This is a genomic window from Luteimonas sp. A537, from assembly GCF_054052065.1.
Genome location: NZ_JBSVRH010000001.1, coordinates 492,957 through 509,865, shown reverse-complemented (window position 1 = coordinate 509,865; position 16,909 = coordinate 492,957). Strand labels below are relative to the sequence as shown.

Sequence of the window (16,909 nt, the reverse complement as noted above, 5' to 3'; positions counted from 1 at the left end):
TCTAGTCCCCGGTCCTGCCGTGCGGCCTGCTTTCGTCGAGCATCCCGTCGTGGGGCACCCTGTCATAGAGCAGGTCCCACACGCCGTGGCCGAGGCGCTGGCCACGGCTTTCGAAATGCGTCTGCGGGCGCCACATCGGCCGCGGCACGTGGCCGCGGGCGCCGGCGCGGTTGCGCAGGCCCTCCGTGGCGTCGAGTACGTCCCACATCTGCCCGGCATAGTCGTGCCAATCGGTGGCGAGGTGCAAGCGGCCATCGGGCGCGAGCTTGCGCACCAGCAGCGCGGCGAACGCGGGATTCACCAGCCGGCGCTTGTTGTGGCGCTTCTTGTGCCAGGGATCGGGGAAGTAGATGCGGACTTCGTCGAGGCCCGCATCGGCGACCTCGTTCTCCAGCACTTCCACCGCGTCGTGGTGGTAGACGCGGACGTTGTCGCTGCCGTCTTCGGCGAGCGCGTTGAGCAGGCGACCGACGCCGGGCGCATGGACCTCGATGCCGATGTGGTCGCGCGCGGGGTCGTGCGCGGCCGAATGGCGCAGCGCCTCGCCGTTGCCGAAGCCGATCTCCAGGATCCGCGGCGCGCTGCGGCCGAAGGCGGCGTCGAAGTCGCGCGGGGTGCCGGCGTAATCCAGCCCGAAGCGCGGCCACAGGTCATCGAAGGCGCGCTGCTGCGCGGGCGTGAAACGGCCTTGGCGCAGCACGAAGCTGCGCACGCGGCGATTGCCGTCTTCGACCGTGAACGGCTTCGGCGGCGCCTTGGAACCAGGACTCGAGAACGGATCGGTCACGCCGCGGGACACCGGCTTTTGTGGGAGCGGCTACAGCCGCGATTGCCGGCTGTCCCGGACGGGAAGGCAATCGCAGCCATAGCTGCTCCTGCAGGGGCGGGAGCGAGGGTCATCAGCCAAGGAGACCGTCGACCGGGGACGAGGCGCTGGCGTAGCGCTTGCGCGGGATGCGACCGGCGCGGAAGGCGGCGCGGCCGGCCTCGACGGCGAGCTTCATGGCGTGCGCCATCAGCACCGGTTCGCGCGCGCCGGCGATGGCGGTGTTCATCAGCACGCCGTCGCAACCGAGCTCCATCGCGATCGCGGCGTCGGACGCGGTGCCAACGCCTGCGTCGACGATGATCGGCACTCGGGCGTTGTCGATGATTTCCAGCAGGCTCCACTTGTTCTGGATGCCGAGGCCGGAGCCGATGGGCGCGGCCAGCGGCATCACCGCCACGCAGCCTATCTCCTCCAGCTGCTTGGCCAGGATCGGGTCGTCGGAGGTGTAGACCATGACGTCGAAGCCGTCGGCGACCAGCAGCTCGGCGGCCTTCAGCGTCTGCACCACGTCCGGGTACAGGGTCTTCCGGTCGCCCAGGACCTCCAGCTTGACCAGCTTGTGGCCGTCCAGCAGTTCGCGGGCCAGGCGCAGGGTGCGCACGGCTTCCTCGGCGGTGTAGCAGCCGGCGGTGTTGGGCAGGATGGTGTAGCGGTCGGGCGGCAGCACGTCGAGCACGTTGGGCTCGCCCGGGTCCTGGCCGGACGCGCGGTTGAAGAGCGGGGTGCGGCGGATGGCCACGGTGACGATCTCGGCGCCCGCGGCCTCGGTGGCCAGGCGGGTCTCGTCGAGGTCCTTGAACTTGCCGGTGCCGGTGAGCAGGCGGGAGCGGAAGGGCGTGCCGGCGATGACGAGGGCGTCGTCGCCGTAATTGTCTGGACTGGTCATTGCGCCATTATTGCGCAAGCGTTGCCGTTCAGCCGCCCCCCAGGGCGTGAACGACCTCGATCCGGTCCCCGGCCTTCAGCGCGTGTTCGGCGTGCAGGCTGCGCGGGATGATGGTGCCGTTCACTTCCACCGCCACCTTGCGCCCCGCCAGCTCGCTGGATTCAAGCAGGGCGAGGACAGTGCAGGGGCCGGGAAGGGTTTGGGCTTCGCCGTTGAGGATGATGTTCATGGCGGGCATTGTCGCCCGCCGGCGGCGCGATTGCATGTCCGCGCCCCGGTGTTGCCGCAGTGCACATTGAGTGGCACGCCGCCCGCGTGGAAAGATGGCGGATTCATATCGGGCGCAGGCGCCTTGATATCCCCCCCGCAAGGAATCCACGATGCCGAAGCCCCGCACCCTCCGTCGCACCCTGCTGACTGTCGCGCTCGCGCTGGCCGCGCTGCCGGTGGCCGCCGTCGCCAATGACCAGCCGTTCTCGCAGACGGTGTTCTTCGGCGACAGCCTCACCGATGCCGGCTATTTCCGGCCGCTGCTGCCGCCGGAAGTGCAGGCGGTCACCGGGCAGTTCACCACCAATCCGGGCCTGGTCTGGTCGCAGTGGCTGGCGCAGCACTACGGCACCGACGCCTCGCCCAACGGCAATGGCCAGTCTGGCGACAACTACGCTGCCGGTGGCTCCCGCAACGGCGTCGACGTCAACGGCGCGCTCGGATTCACGCCGTCGCTGGCGACGCAGGCCACGGCCTACCTCACCGCCAACGGCGGCCGCGCCGATGCGGATGCCCTGTATACGGTCTGGGGCGGTGCAAACGACCTGTTCGCAGTCGCCGCCGACCCGGCCAATGCCCAGGCGATCATCGGCGGCGCGGTGGCGGCGCAGGTCGGGATCATCGGCAGCCTGCAGGCTGCGGGCGCGCGCTACGTGCTGGTGCCCAATATCCCGGACCTCGGCCTGACCCCGGCGCAGATCGCCCAGGGCCCGGGCGCGCAGGCGCAGGCCACGGCGCTTTCGACCATGTACAACGAGACCCTGTTCGGCGCGCTGGCGGCCAACGGCCTGAGCGTGATCCCGGTCGACGCCTTCAGCTTCCTGCGCGAGGTGACGGCCAATCCCGCCATGTTCGGGATCGGCAATGTCACCGGAACCGCCTGCATGCCGCAGATCACCGCGCAGTCGCTGACCTGCAACCCGACCAGCCTGGTGAGCCCGGACGCGCCGCAGACCTATTTGTTCGCAGACGGCGTGCATCCCGCCAGCGGCGCGCACCGCGCGCTGGCCGACCTGGCCATGGCCGCGATCGAAGGCCCGCGCCAGATGGCGGTCCTGCCGCATTCGGCCGCAGGCACCGGCCGCAACCGCGCCGCGCGCGTGGACGCGCAGATCGCCGGCCGCGGCGATGCTGCGGGTTCGCGCTGGTGGACCGACCTGCGCGGGGACTTCCAGCGCTATGCGCACGGCGACCACTACGACGGCGCCGGTCCGGCGCTGACGGTCGGCATGGACTGGGGCAACGACAGCCTCGTCTATGGCGGCTTCATCGGTTACGGCGCGCAGGCCAATGACTGGGGCAAGCGCCGCGGCGAATGGGACCAGGCCGAGATTTCGGTCGGCGGCTACCTGGGCTGGAAGAGCGACGCCGGCGGCTGGATCAACGGCCAGCTCAGCTACACCAGCCTGGACTTCGACATCGAGCGCCAGGTGACCCTGGGCCCGGCGCTGCGCACGCACACCGGCTCGACCGACGGCAGCAACCTCGGCCTGGCGCTGCAGGGCGGCTGGGAGTTCGGCGAAGGCGCGCTGCGCCACGGTCCGGTGCTTGGCGTGGTCATGCAGCAGATCGAGATCGACGGCTTCAACGAGAGCGACCCGGCGCTGTCGACCTCGCTGGGCTACCTCGACCAGGAATTCGATTCCACGGTCGGCAGCGCCGGCTGGCAGCTCGCCTACGAGATCCACGATCACCTGCAGCCCTACGCGCGGCTGACCGTCGACCGCGAATTCGAGGACGAGGCCACGCAGGCCTTCGCCCGCTCGCAGTCGGTCACCGGCTCGCTGCCCTACGCCGTGCCCGGCGTCGAGTACGACCAGTCCTGGGTGACCCTGACCTTCGGCGCGCGCACGCAGCTGTTCGGCATGGACGCCAACATCGGCGCCAGCGTCAACAGCGGCGAGAAGCGTGGCAAGCACGCGATGGTGTTCGCCAGCGTCGGCGCCGGCTTCTGAGTCCCGGCCCGCCGCGCGGCCAGTCCGTGCGGCCGGCCCGGCCGGCGTGCACGCGCGGCGTTGCCAAGGCCCGCGACCGGGCCCTAGACTTGTGCCAGATGCGGGTGTAGCTCAATGGCAGAGCAGAAGCTTCCCAAGCTTACGACGAGGGTTCGATTCCCTTCACCCGCTCCATTTCCTCCCGGCCCATGGAACTCGCGGGCGACCTGCGGTCGCCGACGTGCATGCATCTGGTAATGGGATTCATTATCATCTGCTGTCCCCACGCCCGGAGTCACCATGAAAAACCTGTCCCTGTTGTTTGCCGGCCCCTTGCTTGCGCTGGGCCTTTGCGGCACCGCGCATGCGGACGAGCGCCCAGAGCATTTCGAAGGCGAGGCCTCGGCCACGCTTGACCAGGCGCTGGCCAACTTCGCGAATTACAACGCGCAGCTGGCCGCGGTCCTGGCCGAGGACGACATGCGGCCGGAACACACGGCGAAAATCCACGAGCTGACCTATACCCTCGAAAACGCGCTGGAGAAGATCGCGTCCGAGCTCGATGACCTGGCCGAAACGCTGGAATCCGTGCACGTGGCGTCGGAGCGCTACGAGGTCGACACGGTGAGGGCGCAGGGTCGGAAGTACCTCGATACCGCGGCCAAGATCGCCCGCTGAGCCATTCCCCCACGGCCACGTCCAGGCGCCACGTCGATGAAGCTCGCCATCCTGTCGCGCAACGGCAAACTGTATTCGACCCGTCGCCTGGTCGAGGCCGCGCGCCAGCGCGGGCACAGCGCCCGGGTCCTGGATCCGTTGCGCTGCTACATGCGCATCGGCAAGGAGGGCTTCGCACTGCGCTACAAGGCGCAGTCGCTGGCCGGCTACACCGCCGTGATCCCGCGTATCGGTGCTTCGATCAACCGCTACGGCAACGCCGTCCTGCACCAGTTCGAACTGATGGGTTGCCATACGCCCAACCCGTCGGCGGCGATCATGGCCGCGCGCGACAAGCTGCGCTGCCACCAGCTGCTGGCAGCGCAGGGCATCGACATGCCGGTGACCGTGTTCGGCGACAACCCCGACGATACAGACGACCTGCTGGCGATGCTCGGCGCGCCGCCGCATGTGATCAAGCTCACCGAAGGCACCCAGGGGCGCGGGGTGATGCTGACCGAGAAGGCGTCGGCTTCGCGCGGGGTGGTTGATGCGCTGCGCGGCCTGTATGCGACCTTTCTGCTGCAGGAGTTCATCGCCGAGGCCGGCGGTGCGGATATCCGTTGCCTGGTGGTGGGCGACGAAGTGGTTGCGGCGATGCGGCGGCAGGCGCCCGAAGGCGATTTCCGCGCCAACCTGCATCGCGGTGGCAGCGCCGAGGCCGTTGCGGTGGATGCGGACGTGGCGGCGGTGGCCGTGCGCGCGGCGAAAGTACTGGGCCTGGGCGTGGCGGGGGTCGACCTCGTGTCCTCCGCGCGCGGCGCGCTGGTGCTGGAGGTCAATGCCTCGCCTGGCCTGGAAGGCATCGAGCGTTCCACCGGTGTCGATGTCGCGGGGAAGATCATCGAATTCGTCGCGGCGGCGGCCATCGGGGCGGGAATGGCCTCGCGGACGCGTGCGAGGCGAGCGCCCCAGAAACGAAATTTGACGGGAATTTAACGCCCCTTTAATCAATCCGCGAGTAGCTTTGCCCACGAGCAACGTGTTTCGCGTGCTTCGGAACTCTCCAGTCGTCAGCTGTGGATTGTGGTCAATCGGGTCAACACCTACTTGGGCCCGGGCGAAATTTTCGCCCGGGCCATTTTGTGCCCGCAATTGTGCGAGTCTTGGCGGGCAGGCAGAATCAATCGGCCTGCAGCCCCACGGTACGGGGCTGTCCGCGTCCCACTCCAACATCACTTCGGGGGTTCGAAATGTACAAACCGGTTCTGTTGTTCCTTCTGGCGTTGCTCGTGTCGGCTCCGGCCGTCGCAAATATCAGTGCAGGCGGCGAAGCCTTCCAGCCCGGCAATGGGCTGGACCTGAGCAGCTCGTTCAATGCCCAGCGCGACGCCATCATCAAGGCCCTGGACGATGGCGAGACCTACAGTGAGATCGCGGCCGATGACGCGCAGGTCGTCAAGGCGTCGCTGGCACGCATCACCAGCCTGCTGGCCAGCAGTGCCGGGAGCGTGGACCAGCTTCCGCACAACACCAAAATCCAGGTGTTCAACGAGCAGGAGCGGATCAACACGCTGCTGTCGCGCGCCCATGCGGACAGCCGCATGGTCTGCAGGCGTGAGAAGGTCACCGGTTCAAACATGTCCACCAACGTATGCATGACCGTGGGCGACCGCCGTCGCGCCGCGGAGGCCGCCAGGGACTTCATGAAGAACAATCCCAGGGCCATGTCCCGTCCCACCGAAACCTGAGGTTCCAGTGCGCATCCTCGTCATCGAAGACAACCAGGACATCGCCGCCAACATCGGCGATTACCTCGAAGACCGCGGTCACACGGTCGATTTCGCCGCGGACGGGGTCACCGGCCTGCACCTGGCGGTGGTCCACGACTTCGACGCCGTGGTGCTCGACCTCAACCTGCCCGGGATGGACGGCCTGGAAGTCTGCCGCAAGCTGCGCAACGAGGCCCGAAAGCAGACGCCGGTGCTGATGCTGACTGCTCGCGACAGCCTCGACAGCAAGCTTGCCGGCTTCGATTCCGGTGCCGACGACTACCTGATCAAGCCCTTCGCGCTGCAGGAGGTCGAGGTCAGGCTCAATGCCCTGGCGCGCCGCGGCAAGGGCGTGCAGACGCGCGTACTCGAGGTCGGGGACCTCGAGTACAACCTCGACACCCTCGAGGTGCGCCGCGGCGGCAAGCTGGTGCAGCTCAATCCCACGGCGCTCAAGATCCTGCAGTCGCTGATGGAGGCCTCGCCTGCGGTGGTCACCCGCCAGGAGCTGGAGACCCGCGTCTGGGGCGAGGAGCTCCCGGATTCCGACAGCCTGCGCGTGCACATCCACGGCCTGCGCGCGGTGATCGACAAGCCCTTCCCCACGCAGCTGGTGCAGACCCGCCACGGCATCGGCTACCGGATCGCCGTGCCCGATGTCCCAAGCTGAGGGCGACGCGCCTTCGCCGAAGGCATTCGGCCGGAGGCGCTACCGCCGGCGGCTGCGCAGCCGGATCATCCTCTCGTTCGTCCTGCTTGGGCTCGGCCTGACCGCGATGTTCGCGATCGCCGCCGTCTTCGTTGGCGCGGTGGTGGAGGACCAGACCGTCGGCAGCGTGCTCAAGCACAACGTCGACGAGTACGCCGAGCGCTTCTACAAGGACCGCAGCGCCGAGTGGGCGCCGTTGAGCAGCGTGCGCGCGATCGTCTATGGCCCCGGGCGGCTGCACAACGTGCCGCCGGACTGGGCCGAGCTCGAGACCGGCGTGTACAACATCACCGGCGAGGAGGACGGCGAGCCGTTCGTCTACCGGCTGGTGGTGAAGAAGGACGCGGAGTACTGGTTCTTCCTTGCCCAGGACATGACCAATACCGCCGAGGTGCGCGCCCGGATCAAATTGATCCTGATCGCCGCGGTGGTCCTGTTCACCATGCTGGCCGGCGTGATCGGCTGGTGGTCGGCATCGCGGGTGATGCGGCCGGTGTCGGAGCTGGCCAACCTCCTCGGCGCATCCGGCGACAGCGCACGCCCCGGCGCACTGGCGCCGCATTTCCCCGACGACGAGGTCGGCGAGCTGGCGACCGCGCTCGACGACTACGCCGCACGCCTGACCGAAGTGGTGCAACGCGACCGGGAGTTCAACGCCGACGTCAGCCATGAGCTGCGCACGCCGCTGGCGGTGGTCAAGGGCGCGGTGGAGCTGCTGCTGTCGCGCCCCGACATCGACGACAAGACGCTGGCACGCCTGCAGCGCATCCAGCGTGCCGAACAGCAGTGCACGGACCTGATCAGCGCGTTGCTGCTGCTCTCGCGCGCCGAGCGCGGACATGGCAGCACCGATGTCTGCCGCGTTGCCGAGCAACTGCTGGAGGCCCATCGTTCGCAGCTCGGCGGCAAGGCGCTGGAACTGCGCCTGGAGGGCGAGGCCGGGCGCCTGATGGTGGACGCGCCGGAGGCGGCGGTTTCGGTTGCGCTGGGCAACCTGATCGGCAACGCCGTGAAGTACACCATGGCCGGCACGATCGTGGTCCGCCTGCACGACAACGCGGTCGACGTGATCGATTCCGGGCCAGGCCTCAGCGCGGAGGACGCCGCGCACCTGTTCGAGCGCGGCTACCGCGGCAGCCACGCCGCGCACACCCACGGCGGCGGCATCGGCCTGTCCATCGTGCGCCGCCTGTGCCGGCTCTACGACTGGCAGGTGCGCGTGGTACCGGGCGCCGAGCGCGGCGTGGTCGCCACGCTGTACTTCGATGCCGGGGACGCGGCGACCGGCTGATGCCGGCCCGGCACCCGCTTGTGCCCGGCGCCATGGCCGCCTATGAAGCCAGCGGTTCCAGCCAGCCGCGGGTATCCGGCGTGCTGCCCTCGAACAGGCCGAAAAACAGTTCCTGCAGGCGCAGGGTCACCGGGCCGGCGCGGCCGGCGCCGACCTGGTGGCCGTCGACCGAGCGGATCGGCGTGATCTCGGCGGCGGTGCCGCACATGAACAGCTCGTCGCACAGGTAGAGGTATTCGCGCGGCAGGTCGCGCTCGACCACGGCGATGCCGGCGTCCTTCGCCAGCTGGATGATCGAATCGCGGGTGATGCCGTTGAGGAGCGCGGCGCTCACCGGCGGCGTGTGCAGCGCGCCGTCGAAGACCAGGAACAGGTTCTCGCCCGCGCCTTCGCTGAGCAGGCCGGTCGAAGCCAGGGCGATGCCCTCGCCGAAGCCCAGGCGCCGCGCCTCGCGCGCCACGAGCTGTCCCGACAGGTAGTTGCCGCCGGCCTTGGCGCCGGCCGGGATGGTATTGGGCGCGAAGCGCTGCCAGCTGGAGACGCAGGCGTCGATGCCCTCGCTGAGTGCGCCCTCGCCCAGGTAGGGACCCATGTGCCAGCTCGCCACCGCGACGTCGATCGGCGTCTCCGCGCTGAGCCCGAAGCCGCCCAGGCCGCGCCACGCCACCGGCCGCAGGTAGGCCTGTTCCAGTGCGTTGCGGCGGACGACTTCGTGGCAGGCGGCGTCGAGTTCTTCCAGCGTGTACGGGATCACCATGTCGTAGATGCGCGCCGAGGCGAACAGGCGGCGGATATGGTCCTGCAGACGGAAGATCGCGCTGCCGCCGGGGGTCTTGTAGGCGCGGATGCCCTCGAATACGGACGAGCCGTAGTGCAGCCCATGCGACATCACGTGGGTGTTTGCTTCCGCCCAGGGCTTGATGCCGCCGTTGTGCCAGATCCATTCCGGGTACTGCATCGCGTTGCTCCGCCTTGTGGAATCGTCATTGTGGCGCAGGCGGCCGTGCCGCTGTGCGCTCAGAGCGCGATCCACCAGCAGTCCATGTGTCTGCGCAGTCCGAAGGTGGTGCTGGACGGGGTGATGCCGTCGGCAAGCACCTGGTCGATGCGCAGCGCGACCGGGCGCCGCGGAGGCTCGGGCGTCGCCGGCGGTGGCGGTGGCGGTGGAGCGGCCAGGGTCGCCGGTATGCCCCACGGCGGCTGGCCGGTGGGCGCGACCACGGTCCGGGCCGGGCGAAGGGCGGTGATGTTGAGCAGCGGGCGGCTGGCGATCGCGTCAAGCCGCTCGACCAGCGCATAGGCGCTGCGCGTGGACATGCCGGGCCAGTGGTAGCTGCGGGCCAGCCGGTTGGTGTCGCGGGCGTCGATGGCCGCGGTGACTTCGAACACAAGGTCACGCAGGCGGCGCGAGCAACCGCCGCGGTAGCGTGGCGCGGCGTTGGCACCGGTGCCGCCTTCGACCGCTGGCCGGCTCTCGATCGCGCCCAGCGAATCGCAGCTGCGATCGGTGTATACGGTCCCGCCGTCGGACGTGGTGCACTGCCGGATCTGGGCGTGGGCGGGCGTGGGCAGCGCCGCGGCCACGGCGAGCATCGCCATGGCCGATAGCAGTGCAGCGGCCTGGGCGGGGTGTCGCAGGTACGGCATCGGGCAAGGGTACCGCGCCGGGCTGCCGCGCAGAAGCGCGCGCGGCGCGGGGTTCAGCCCAGCCTGTCGAGGACGGCCGCGGTCGGGCGCGCGAGGTTGAGCGTGTAGAAGTGCAGCCCGGGGGCGCCGCCGTCGACAAGGCGCCGGCACAGGTCGGCGACGAAGTCCGCGCCCAGCTGGCGGATGCTGTCCACGTCGTCGCCGTAAGCCGCCATGCGCTTGGCCAGCCAGCGCGGGATCTCGGCGCCGCAGGCATCGGAGAAGCGACGGAGCTGGCTGAAGTTCACGATCGGCATCACGCCGGGCACGATCGGCACCTCGACGCCCGCCGCCCGGACCTCCTGCACGAAGCGGAAATAGGCGTCGGCGTTGTAGAAGTACTGGGTGATCGCGCCGTTGGCACCGGCATCGACCTTGGCCTTGAAGTGGCGCAGGTCGACGAGGGCGTCCTCGGCCTGCGGATGGGTTTCCGGGTAGCAGGCGACTTCGATGTGGAAATGGTCGCCGTGCTCGGCGCGGATGAAGGCGACCAGGTCGGCGGCGTAGCGGAACTCGCCCGGGTGGCCCATGCCCGACGGCAGGTCGCCGCGCAGCGCAACGATGCGGCGGCAGCCGACTTCGCGGTAGCGCGCCAGCAGGGCGGCGATCTCGGCGCGGGTGCCGCCCACGCAGGAGAGGTGCGGCGCGGCATCCAGACCATGGTCGTCGATCAGGCCGCGCACGGTATCGCCGGTGTAGCTGAGCGTGGAGCCGCCGGCGCCGAAGGTGCAGGAGACGTAGTCGGGTGCCCAGGCCTTGAGCCGGGCCGCGGTGCGGTCGAGCTGGGCGCGCTGGGCGCCGTCCTTGGGCGGATAGAACTCGAAGCTGATCGGGATCATCGGTGGGCGTCCGTCGGGGATTGGTGAATCATATCTCTTTATCGCGATGGATCTTAAGAGAGTCCTGCGGCTGTTAGAGTCACCGGCCTATTCGAGTCCAGGACAGTCGAAATGGCGGACAGGCAGCACGTCTATCCCATCGGTATCCCCGGCCATCCCTGGGGCGAGGCCGAGCGTCTGGCATGGCGCGCGGCGCAGCGCCGCCAGCGCAGCTACCGCGACGAGGTGCTGGCCGCGGTCGAGGGCCTGGCCACGGATTGGGATGTGGTCGAATACGGCGGGCTCGCGTACGACACCGGCCGTTATCCGCTGCTGGCGCTGCGGAGCCGTAGCTGGGACGCGGCGCTGGCGGTGATGCTGGTCACCGGCGGCGTGCACGGCTATGAGACCAGTGGGGTGCATGGCGCCCTGCAGTTCGCCTCGCAGCATGCGCAGGACCATGCCGGTCGCGCCAACCTGGTGGTCGCCCCCTGCGTGAGTCCGTGGGGCTACGAGCATTTCCAACGCTGGAACCCGGAGGCGGTCGATCCCAACCGTTCGTTCCTGCCCGACAGTCCGGCGCCCGAATCCGCGGCGCTGATGCGGTTCACCGAAGGGCTTGGCGGACGCGTGCTGATGCACATCGACCTGCACGAAACCACCGACACCGACGAGTCCGAGTTCCGCCCGGCGCTGGCCGCACGCGACGGCAAGCCTTTCGAGCCGGGCTCGATCCCGGACGGCTTCTACCTGGTCGGTGACAGCGACAACCCGCAGCCGGGCTTCCAGCAGGCGGTGATCGCCGCGGTCGATCAGGTGACGCACATCGCGCCGGGCGACGCCCGTGGTGAAATGATCGGTTCGCCGGTCGTCGCCCACGGCGTGATCAACTATCCGGTCAAGGCGCTGGGCCTGTGCGCCAGCCTGACCGATGCGCGTTACGTCACCACCACCGAGGTCTACCCGGACAGCCCCTCGGCGACGCCGGCGCAGTGCAACGCGGCCCAGGTCGCGGCGGTACGCGCGGCGATCGACTACGCATTGGCGCACGTGGCCTGAGCGTTGGCGGCTGGCGGCAGGCATCGCACCGCAGGTCATCACGCTACCGGTTGCCGGATGCAAGGGGGAGCGCGGTTGATGCAGGCCGGGCCGATGCGCGATGCTGCCGTCCCCCACAGGATTGGCGGATGCCTCAAAGGACGGAGACATGGACGGAGACATGGACGGACACATGGACGGACACATGGACGGGACCAGCCACCTCGAGACCCTGCTGTCGCTGGGCCTCATCGACGAGCGGATCCACCGCCTGGCCGTCGCGCGCCTGCGCGATCCCGGGACCGGCGATCCCGGCTTCGCCAATGCGGGCCAGATGCTGGCATGGCTGAGGGACGAGGGCATCCTCGAGCAGGGTGGGGACGACGACGAATACCTGGCGCGGCTGGATGATCCCGGGAATGCCGAGGCGGTCGAGCAGGTCCTGCAGGATTTCCTGCACGCAAGCCGTGCATCGGCCCCGGACCCGTCCGGCCGGGGCTACGGGCTCCTGAGCCTGGTCCTTGGCGCGGTGGCGGTGGTCGTCCTGGGCGCTTTCGTCTGGGACCTGCTGGTAGCGAGCCGTACGCCAAGTTGCGGCGACAAGGGCATCCTGTCGAGCCTGCGTTCGGGCGCCTCCGCACTGGCGCGCGCGGAGGAGCGGAAGAACCCGCTCGCGGCAATGAACGACCGTGCGGCGGGGAACGGCCTGGGGCGTCAGGTCATGCGCGCCAGCTTTCGCCAGCCGCAGGAGATTGCCTACCTGCAGGAAGAGCGTGTCCGCCTGTGCAGCGTGACCGTGGTTCTCGACGACCAGCAGGATGAGATCGGCTACAGCATCACCCCCACCGAAGGCGGCTACGAGCTGCGGGGCGCTCACAGCGAATGGCTTCGCGCCAAGTACCGGCCGGTCGCCGACGCCGGCGCACCCCTGGGTACTCCGGTGATCACGGAGGCGTTCCGGGTGGCGTCGGACCGGCTGGAGGCTGGGACCGGCATGGCGCGCAAGCTGGCGCGGCAGGGGCCTGCATCGGAGCTCGACCGCGAGGTGCTGCCGCTGGGACCGTGTGTTGGGGGCGATGCCGGTGTCGTGACCTGTTCACTGCTGTTCCAGCGGAACGACCGCCTGATCCAGGCCCTCGGCGGCAGCGGCCTGCAGCTGGTGAAGGGTGACTTCGACTTCGTCAGCGAGGGCGCTGGCTGGCGCGCCGCGGATGGATTTGACGACAGGTACGTCGAGGCCGTGGCGAAGGGCCGGATCGATGAGCTGCTGGTCCAGCCGGGTGCCGAATAGGCGCTGCGGCGTTCACCGGTGCAGCACAGGGCCGGGCGCGCCAAAAGCAAGCGGGCGCCTTCCGGCGCCCGCGGCTGTCGCAACGACCGGCTTTCCCGGTCAGTAGCGGTAGTGCTCTGGCTTGAACGGGCCTTCCACCGGCACGCCCAGGTAGTCGGCCTGTTCCTGCGTCAGCTTGGTCAGCCTCACGCCGATCTTCTCCAGGTGCAGGCGCGCGACTTCCTCGTCGAGCAGCTTGGGCAGGATGTAGACCTTCTTCTGGTACGTGTCCTTGTTGGCCCACAGGTCGATCTGCGCCAGCGTCTGGTTGGCGAACGAGTTCGACATCACGAAGCTCGGATGACCGGTGGCGCAGCCCAGGTTCACCAGGCGGCCTTCGGCGAGCAGGAACATCGCGTTGCCGTTTGCGAACACGTACTTGTCCACCTGCGGCTTGATGTTGATGATCTCCACGCCGTCCACCGCCTTCAGCGCATCGACCTGGATCTCGTTGTCGAAGTGGCCGATGTTGCAGACGATGGCCTGGTCCTTCATCGCGGTCATGTGCTCGACGCGGATGATGTCCTTGTTGCCGGTGGTGGTGACGTAGATGTCGGCCTCGCCGAGGGTCTCCTCGATGGTCGCGACCTCGAAGCCCTCCATCGCTGCCTGCAGCGCGCAGATCGGGTCGATTTCGGTGACGATCACGCGCGAACCATAGGCACGCAGCGACGCCGCGCAGCCCTTGCCGACGTCGCCATAGCCGCAGACCACGGAGACCTTGCCGGCCAGCATCACGTCCAGCGCGCGCTTGAGGCCGTCGGCCAGCGACTCGCGGCAGCCATACAGATTGTCGAACTTCGACTTGGTGACCGAGTCGTTGACGTTGATCGCCGGCACCAGCAGCTGGCCGTCCTGGGCCAACTGGTAGAGGCGGTGCACGCCGGTGGTGGTCTCTTCGGAGACGCCCTTCCAGTCGCGGACCACGGTGGTCCAGAAGCCGGGGCGCTCTTTGGCGACGCGCTTGAGCAGGTTCTTGATCACCTGCTCCTCGTGGCTGGACGCGGGGGCGTTGACCCAGCTCTCGTCGCCCTGCTCGAGCTCGAAGCCCTTGTGGATCAGAAGGGTCACGTCGCCGCCGTCATCGACCACCATCTGCGGGCCGAGAAATTTATCTTTACCGTCGGCGCCCTTGCCGTCGGGGAAGCTCAGCGCCTCGAGCGTGCAGTCCCAGTACTCCTCCAGCGTCTCGCCCTTCCAGGCGAACACGGGAGTGCCGGTGGCGGCGATGGCGGCGGCAGCGTGGTCCTGGGTCGAGAAGATGTTGCACGAGGCCCAGCGCACGTCGGCGCCGATGTCCTTCAGGGTCTCGATCAGCACCGCGGTCTGGATGGTCATGTGCAGCGAGCCGGTTACGCGCACGCCCTTGAGCGGGGCGCTGGCGGCGTGCTTGCGGCGGATGGACATCAGTCCCGGCATCTCGTGCTCGGCGATGTCGATCTCCTTGCGGCCCCAATCGGCCAGGGAGATGTCGGCGATCTTGTAATCACCTTCCATGGAGAAGGTCTTGGCAACGGCATTCATGGTGCAGCTCCGGTTTCTTGTGCCCGCTCCCGCTTGGGAGGGGGTGGGGTGGGGAACCGGGCGCCGTTCGGGTGCGATCCGCCGAGCCTGGCCGTGCTGGTTCCACGGTCGCAGCGCCCCTCGGCGGAGGCGCGGATTATATCGCCTGCGGCTCGCGGGCGAACTGCCGAGGCTGTCCCTGCCCCAAACGGCGGCTCCCGTGGCGGCCGGCGGGACCGCAACCTAGGGTCGCACCGGGTTCAGGGCGCGCCGTGCTTTCACTAGTCTGGGCCCATCCCCCGGAATGATCGGACGCGTGACCATGGCCATCACAGCAATCGGATACACCCAGCCCGCCCCGCCGCCGCCTGAGCCGCCGAAGCAGTACGAAATCGCGCGCGGCGACAGCATCGACAGCATCGCCAAGGCACATGGCACCACCCCGCAGGCGCTGATCGGTGCCAACCCGCAGCTGTCCAATCCCGACACGCTGTACCCCGGCGACATGCTCGACCTGCCGGCCGCCGCCGCCGAACAGGCCGACGCGGGCGGCTCGGCCAAGGTCACCGGCGACGAAACCGCGAAGACCGGCACCGAAGCCAACGGTACGAGTTCGAAGCGCGAAGCCAGCGTCGGCGTGTCAGACGACGGCGTGACCGTGGGCGGGAAGCAGACCGACAAGACCACCACCACCGATGCCGACGGCAACAAGTCCACCAGCGGCACCAGCGTGGGAGGCAGCGTCGCGGTCGATCCCGACAAGGGCACCCTTTCCTTGGCGGGCAACGCCGGGTTCACCGAGAGCGTCAAGAACTCGAAGGGCGTCGGCCTGAGCTTCGGCATCGACGGCAGCACCACGGTCGTGACCGGCCAGAAGACCGAGGACGGCGTCACCACCTACACCGCGTCCAGCGACGTGTCGGTGACGCTGAATGCAGGCGTGGACGTGAAGCAGGCAGGCCTGGAATACGGCCGCACGGACGGCATCAAGGCGTCCTACGAAGTCTCGATGCCGGAGCAGGCGGCGAAGAACACCGACCTGGCCAGCGTCAATCCGTTCGATCCCGCGTCGATGCCGACCGGCACGATCATCAAGATCGACGGTTCCAGCTATTCAAGCAACGAGTTCAAGGCCACCTTCCGGAACATCGCCGCCGAGACCAAGGTGACCAACGAGGAGGGCACCAGCCTCCTGGTGGAGAAGACCGGGGCCGACACCGTGCGGGTGACCGCCGGGCCGACCGAGGCCATCCAGGCGTACAACGGAGTGGGCCTGGATTTCGAGCAGGTCAAGGTCATGCTGGGCAATGACACCAGCCTGAGCAGCGCCACGCTCAAGACCGCGGAGTTCGACCTGTCCACGGCCGAAGGGCAGGCCGCGTACAGCGACTTCGTGGCCAACGGCAACATGCCTGTCGACAACGGCACCGGCGTGTCGGAAGTGAAGACCATCGAGAAGATCGACTATTCCTCGCAGGCCAAGGTCGACGTGAAGCTTGGCCCCGTGGAGCTCGGCCTGGACGGCGCGAAGAACACCGGCAATTCGGTGGTCACCACGTATCCCGACGGCACCATGGAGCGCACGTTCGACGTGCAGTACAGCGACAACGTGCCGATGACGCTGACGCAGAAGTACGATGCCGAGGGCGAGGAAATCATCGGCGAGCGGCAGTACGCATTCACCATGAAGGTCGACGAGAACACGGCGCAGATGATCAACGCCGCGCAGACCGGTGACGTGGACAAGGCGCATGACGGCCCGGTGCAGCCAGGCGACACCATCACCATCAGCTATACCGAGGCCGAAATGGCCGAGCTCCAGGGCCATGCCGAAGGCGCGCTCGAGGCTACCGACGGCATGGATTCCAGGCTGCGCGTCCTCACCCAGGACTACGATGGAAACCCGGTGGAGACTTTCGATTTCGCGCTGGGCCTGGCCCGCAACCTGGGTGGAACGGAGTACGGCAGCGCCGAGAGGCTGTTCACCATCTCGAGCTCGGCCGATGGCAATTACGCCGATGGCAACTATGTGCAGTTGCCGGGCACGGTGACGGTGCAGGACGGCTGACCGCATGCGATGGCAGTGCCGTGGCGGACATGACCGTCGCCACGGTACGCGGGGGTGGTGCACGGGCTAGGCTCGGGGTTTGCCTTGAGCAGGACCCACGCCTTGCATACGCCCGCAT

Annotated in this window: 16 protein-coding genes, 1 tRNA gene and 1 riboswitch; of the genes, 10 read left to right on the top strand and 7 right to left on the bottom strand. The window is 68.4% G+C overall.

Annotated elements, in window-relative coordinates; genetic code table 11:
- Nucleotide 1: 1 nt before the first annotated feature.
- The 3 genes from trmB to thiS all read right to left on the bottom strand — a co-directional run bounded on the left by trmB (nucleotide 2) and on the right by thiS (nucleotide 1,944).
- Nucleotides 2-787, bottom strand: coding sequence for a tRNA (guanosine(46)-N7)-methyltransferase TrmB (trmB, locus tag ACW7GZ_RS02375; RefSeq protein WP_457001237.1), 786 nt, complete (start codon nucleotides 785-787; stop codon nucleotides 2-4).
- 112 nt (nucleotides 788-899) lie between these two features.
- The gene (locus tag ACW7GZ_RS02370; protein WP_457007600.1) at nucleotides 900-1,715 is read right to left on the bottom strand and encodes a thiazole synthase; all 816 of its coding nucleotides are present in this window, start codon (nucleotides 1,713-1,715) and stop codon (nucleotides 900-902) included.
- Nucleotides 1,716-1,743: 28 nt separating this feature from the next.
- Entirely contained in the window at nucleotides 1,744-1,944 is a 201-nt protein-coding gene (thiS, locus tag ACW7GZ_RS02365) for a sulfur carrier protein ThiS (protein WP_457007598.1), read from the bottom strand.
- A gap of 151 nt (nucleotides 1,945-2,095) precedes the next feature.
- Here thiS and ACW7GZ_RS02360 point away from each other — a divergent pair, with 151 nt between their 5' ends.
- The 7 genes from ACW7GZ_RS02360 to ACW7GZ_RS02330 all read left to right on the top strand — a co-directional run bounded on the left by ACW7GZ_RS02360 (nucleotide 2,096) and on the right by ACW7GZ_RS02330 (nucleotide 8,348).
- The gene (locus ACW7GZ_RS02360) at nucleotides 2,096-3,940 is read left to right on the top strand and encodes an autotransporter domain-containing protein (protein WP_457007596.1); all 1,845 of its coding nucleotides are present in this window, start codon (nucleotides 2,096-2,098) and stop codon (nucleotides 3,938-3,940) included.
- Between the two features lie 100 nt (nucleotides 3,941-4,040).
- A tRNA-Gly gene (locus ACW7GZ_RS02355) sits at nucleotides 4,041-4,114 on the top strand.
- 105 nt (nucleotides 4,115-4,219) lie between these two features.
- Entirely contained in the window at nucleotides 4,220-4,597 is a 378-nt protein-coding gene (locus tag ACW7GZ_RS02350; RefSeq protein ID WP_457007594.1) for a DUF6746 family protein, read from the top strand.
- A 36-nt stretch (nucleotides 4,598-4,633) separates the two neighbouring features.
- The gene (gene rimK / locus ACW7GZ_RS02345; protein ID WP_457001246.1) at nucleotides 4,634-5,575 is read left to right on the top strand and encodes a 30S ribosomal protein S6--L-glutamate ligase; all 942 of its coding nucleotides are present in this window, start codon (nucleotides 4,634-4,636) and stop codon (nucleotides 5,573-5,575) included.
- Between the two features lie 254 nt (nucleotides 5,576-5,829).
- On the top strand, nucleotides 5,830-6,327 hold the full coding sequence (locus ACW7GZ_RS02340) for a hypothetical protein (protein WP_457001248.1): 498 nt from the start codon (nucleotides 5,830-5,832) through the stop codon (nucleotides 6,325-6,327).
- Between the two features lie 7 nt (nucleotides 6,328-6,334).
- Complete coding sequence (locus ACW7GZ_RS02335) at nucleotides 6,335-7,018, top strand: response regulator transcription factor (RefSeq protein WP_343256111.1); 684 nt, start codon at nucleotides 6,335-6,337, stop codon at nucleotides 7,016-7,018.
- On the top strand, nucleotides 7,005-8,348 hold the full coding sequence (locus ACW7GZ_RS02330) for a sensor histidine kinase (protein WP_457007592.1): 1,344 nt from the start codon (nucleotides 7,005-7,007) through the stop codon (nucleotides 8,346-8,348). The genes ACW7GZ_RS02335 and ACW7GZ_RS02330 overlap by 14 nt, the downstream gene beginning before the upstream one ends.
- Nucleotides 8,349-8,388: 40 nt before the next feature.
- Here ACW7GZ_RS02330 and ACW7GZ_RS02325 read toward each other — a convergent pair whose 3' ends face one another.
- Genes ACW7GZ_RS02325 through metF form a run of 3 tightly spaced genes read right to left on the bottom strand, consistent with a single transcriptional unit; the run spans nucleotide 8,389 to nucleotide 10,873 of the window.
- A complete protein-coding gene (locus ACW7GZ_RS02325; RefSeq protein ID WP_457007590.1) occupies nucleotides 8,389-9,306 on the bottom strand; it encodes a branched-chain amino acid transaminase in 918 nt (305 codons plus the stop codon).
- A gap of 59 nt (nucleotides 9,307-9,365) precedes the next feature.
- A complete protein-coding gene (locus ACW7GZ_RS02320) occupies nucleotides 9,366-9,995 on the bottom strand; it encodes a DUF4124 domain-containing protein (RefSeq protein WP_457007589.1) in 630 nt (209 codons plus the stop codon).
- A gap of 53 nt (nucleotides 9,996-10,048) precedes the next feature.
- The gene (metF, locus tag ACW7GZ_RS02315; protein WP_457007587.1) at nucleotides 10,049-10,873 is read right to left on the bottom strand and encodes a methylenetetrahydrofolate reductase [NAD(P)H]; all 825 of its coding nucleotides are present in this window, start codon (nucleotides 10,871-10,873) and stop codon (nucleotides 10,049-10,051) included.
- 111 nt (nucleotides 10,874-10,984) lie between these two features.
- Here metF and ACW7GZ_RS02310 point away from each other — a divergent pair, with 111 nt between their 5' ends.
- Nucleotides 10,985-11,911, top strand: a complete 927-nt coding sequence (locus tag ACW7GZ_RS02310) for a M14 family metallopeptidase (RefSeq protein WP_457007585.1) — start codon at nucleotides 10,985-10,987, stop codon at nucleotides 11,909-11,911.
- A gap of 148 nt (nucleotides 11,912-12,059) precedes the next feature.
- A complete protein-coding gene (locus ACW7GZ_RS02305; RefSeq protein ID WP_457007583.1) occupies nucleotides 12,060-13,181 on the top strand; it encodes a hypothetical protein in 1,122 nt (373 codons plus the stop codon).
- A gap of 99 nt (nucleotides 13,182-13,280) precedes the next feature.
- Here the strand turns inward: ACW7GZ_RS02305 and ahcY are convergent, their stop codons facing one another.
- A complete protein-coding gene (gene ahcY, locus ACW7GZ_RS02300) occupies nucleotides 13,281-14,744 on the bottom strand; it encodes an adenosylhomocysteinase (RefSeq protein ID WP_457007581.1) in 1,464 nt (487 codons plus the stop codon).
- A gap of 51 nt (nucleotides 14,745-14,795) precedes the next feature.
- A riboswitch (S-adenosyl-L-homocysteine riboswitch) is annotated at nucleotides 14,796-14,872 on the bottom strand.
- Nucleotides 14,873-15,045: 173 nt separating this feature from the next.
- On the opposite strand from ahcY, the gene ACW7GZ_RS02295 reads away from it, so the two are divergent.
- Entirely contained in the window at nucleotides 15,046-16,791 is a 1,746-nt protein-coding gene (locus tag ACW7GZ_RS02295) for a LysM peptidoglycan-binding domain-containing protein (protein WP_457001261.1), read from the top strand.
- The last annotated feature ends 118 nt before the right edge of the window (nucleotides 16,792-16,909 follow it).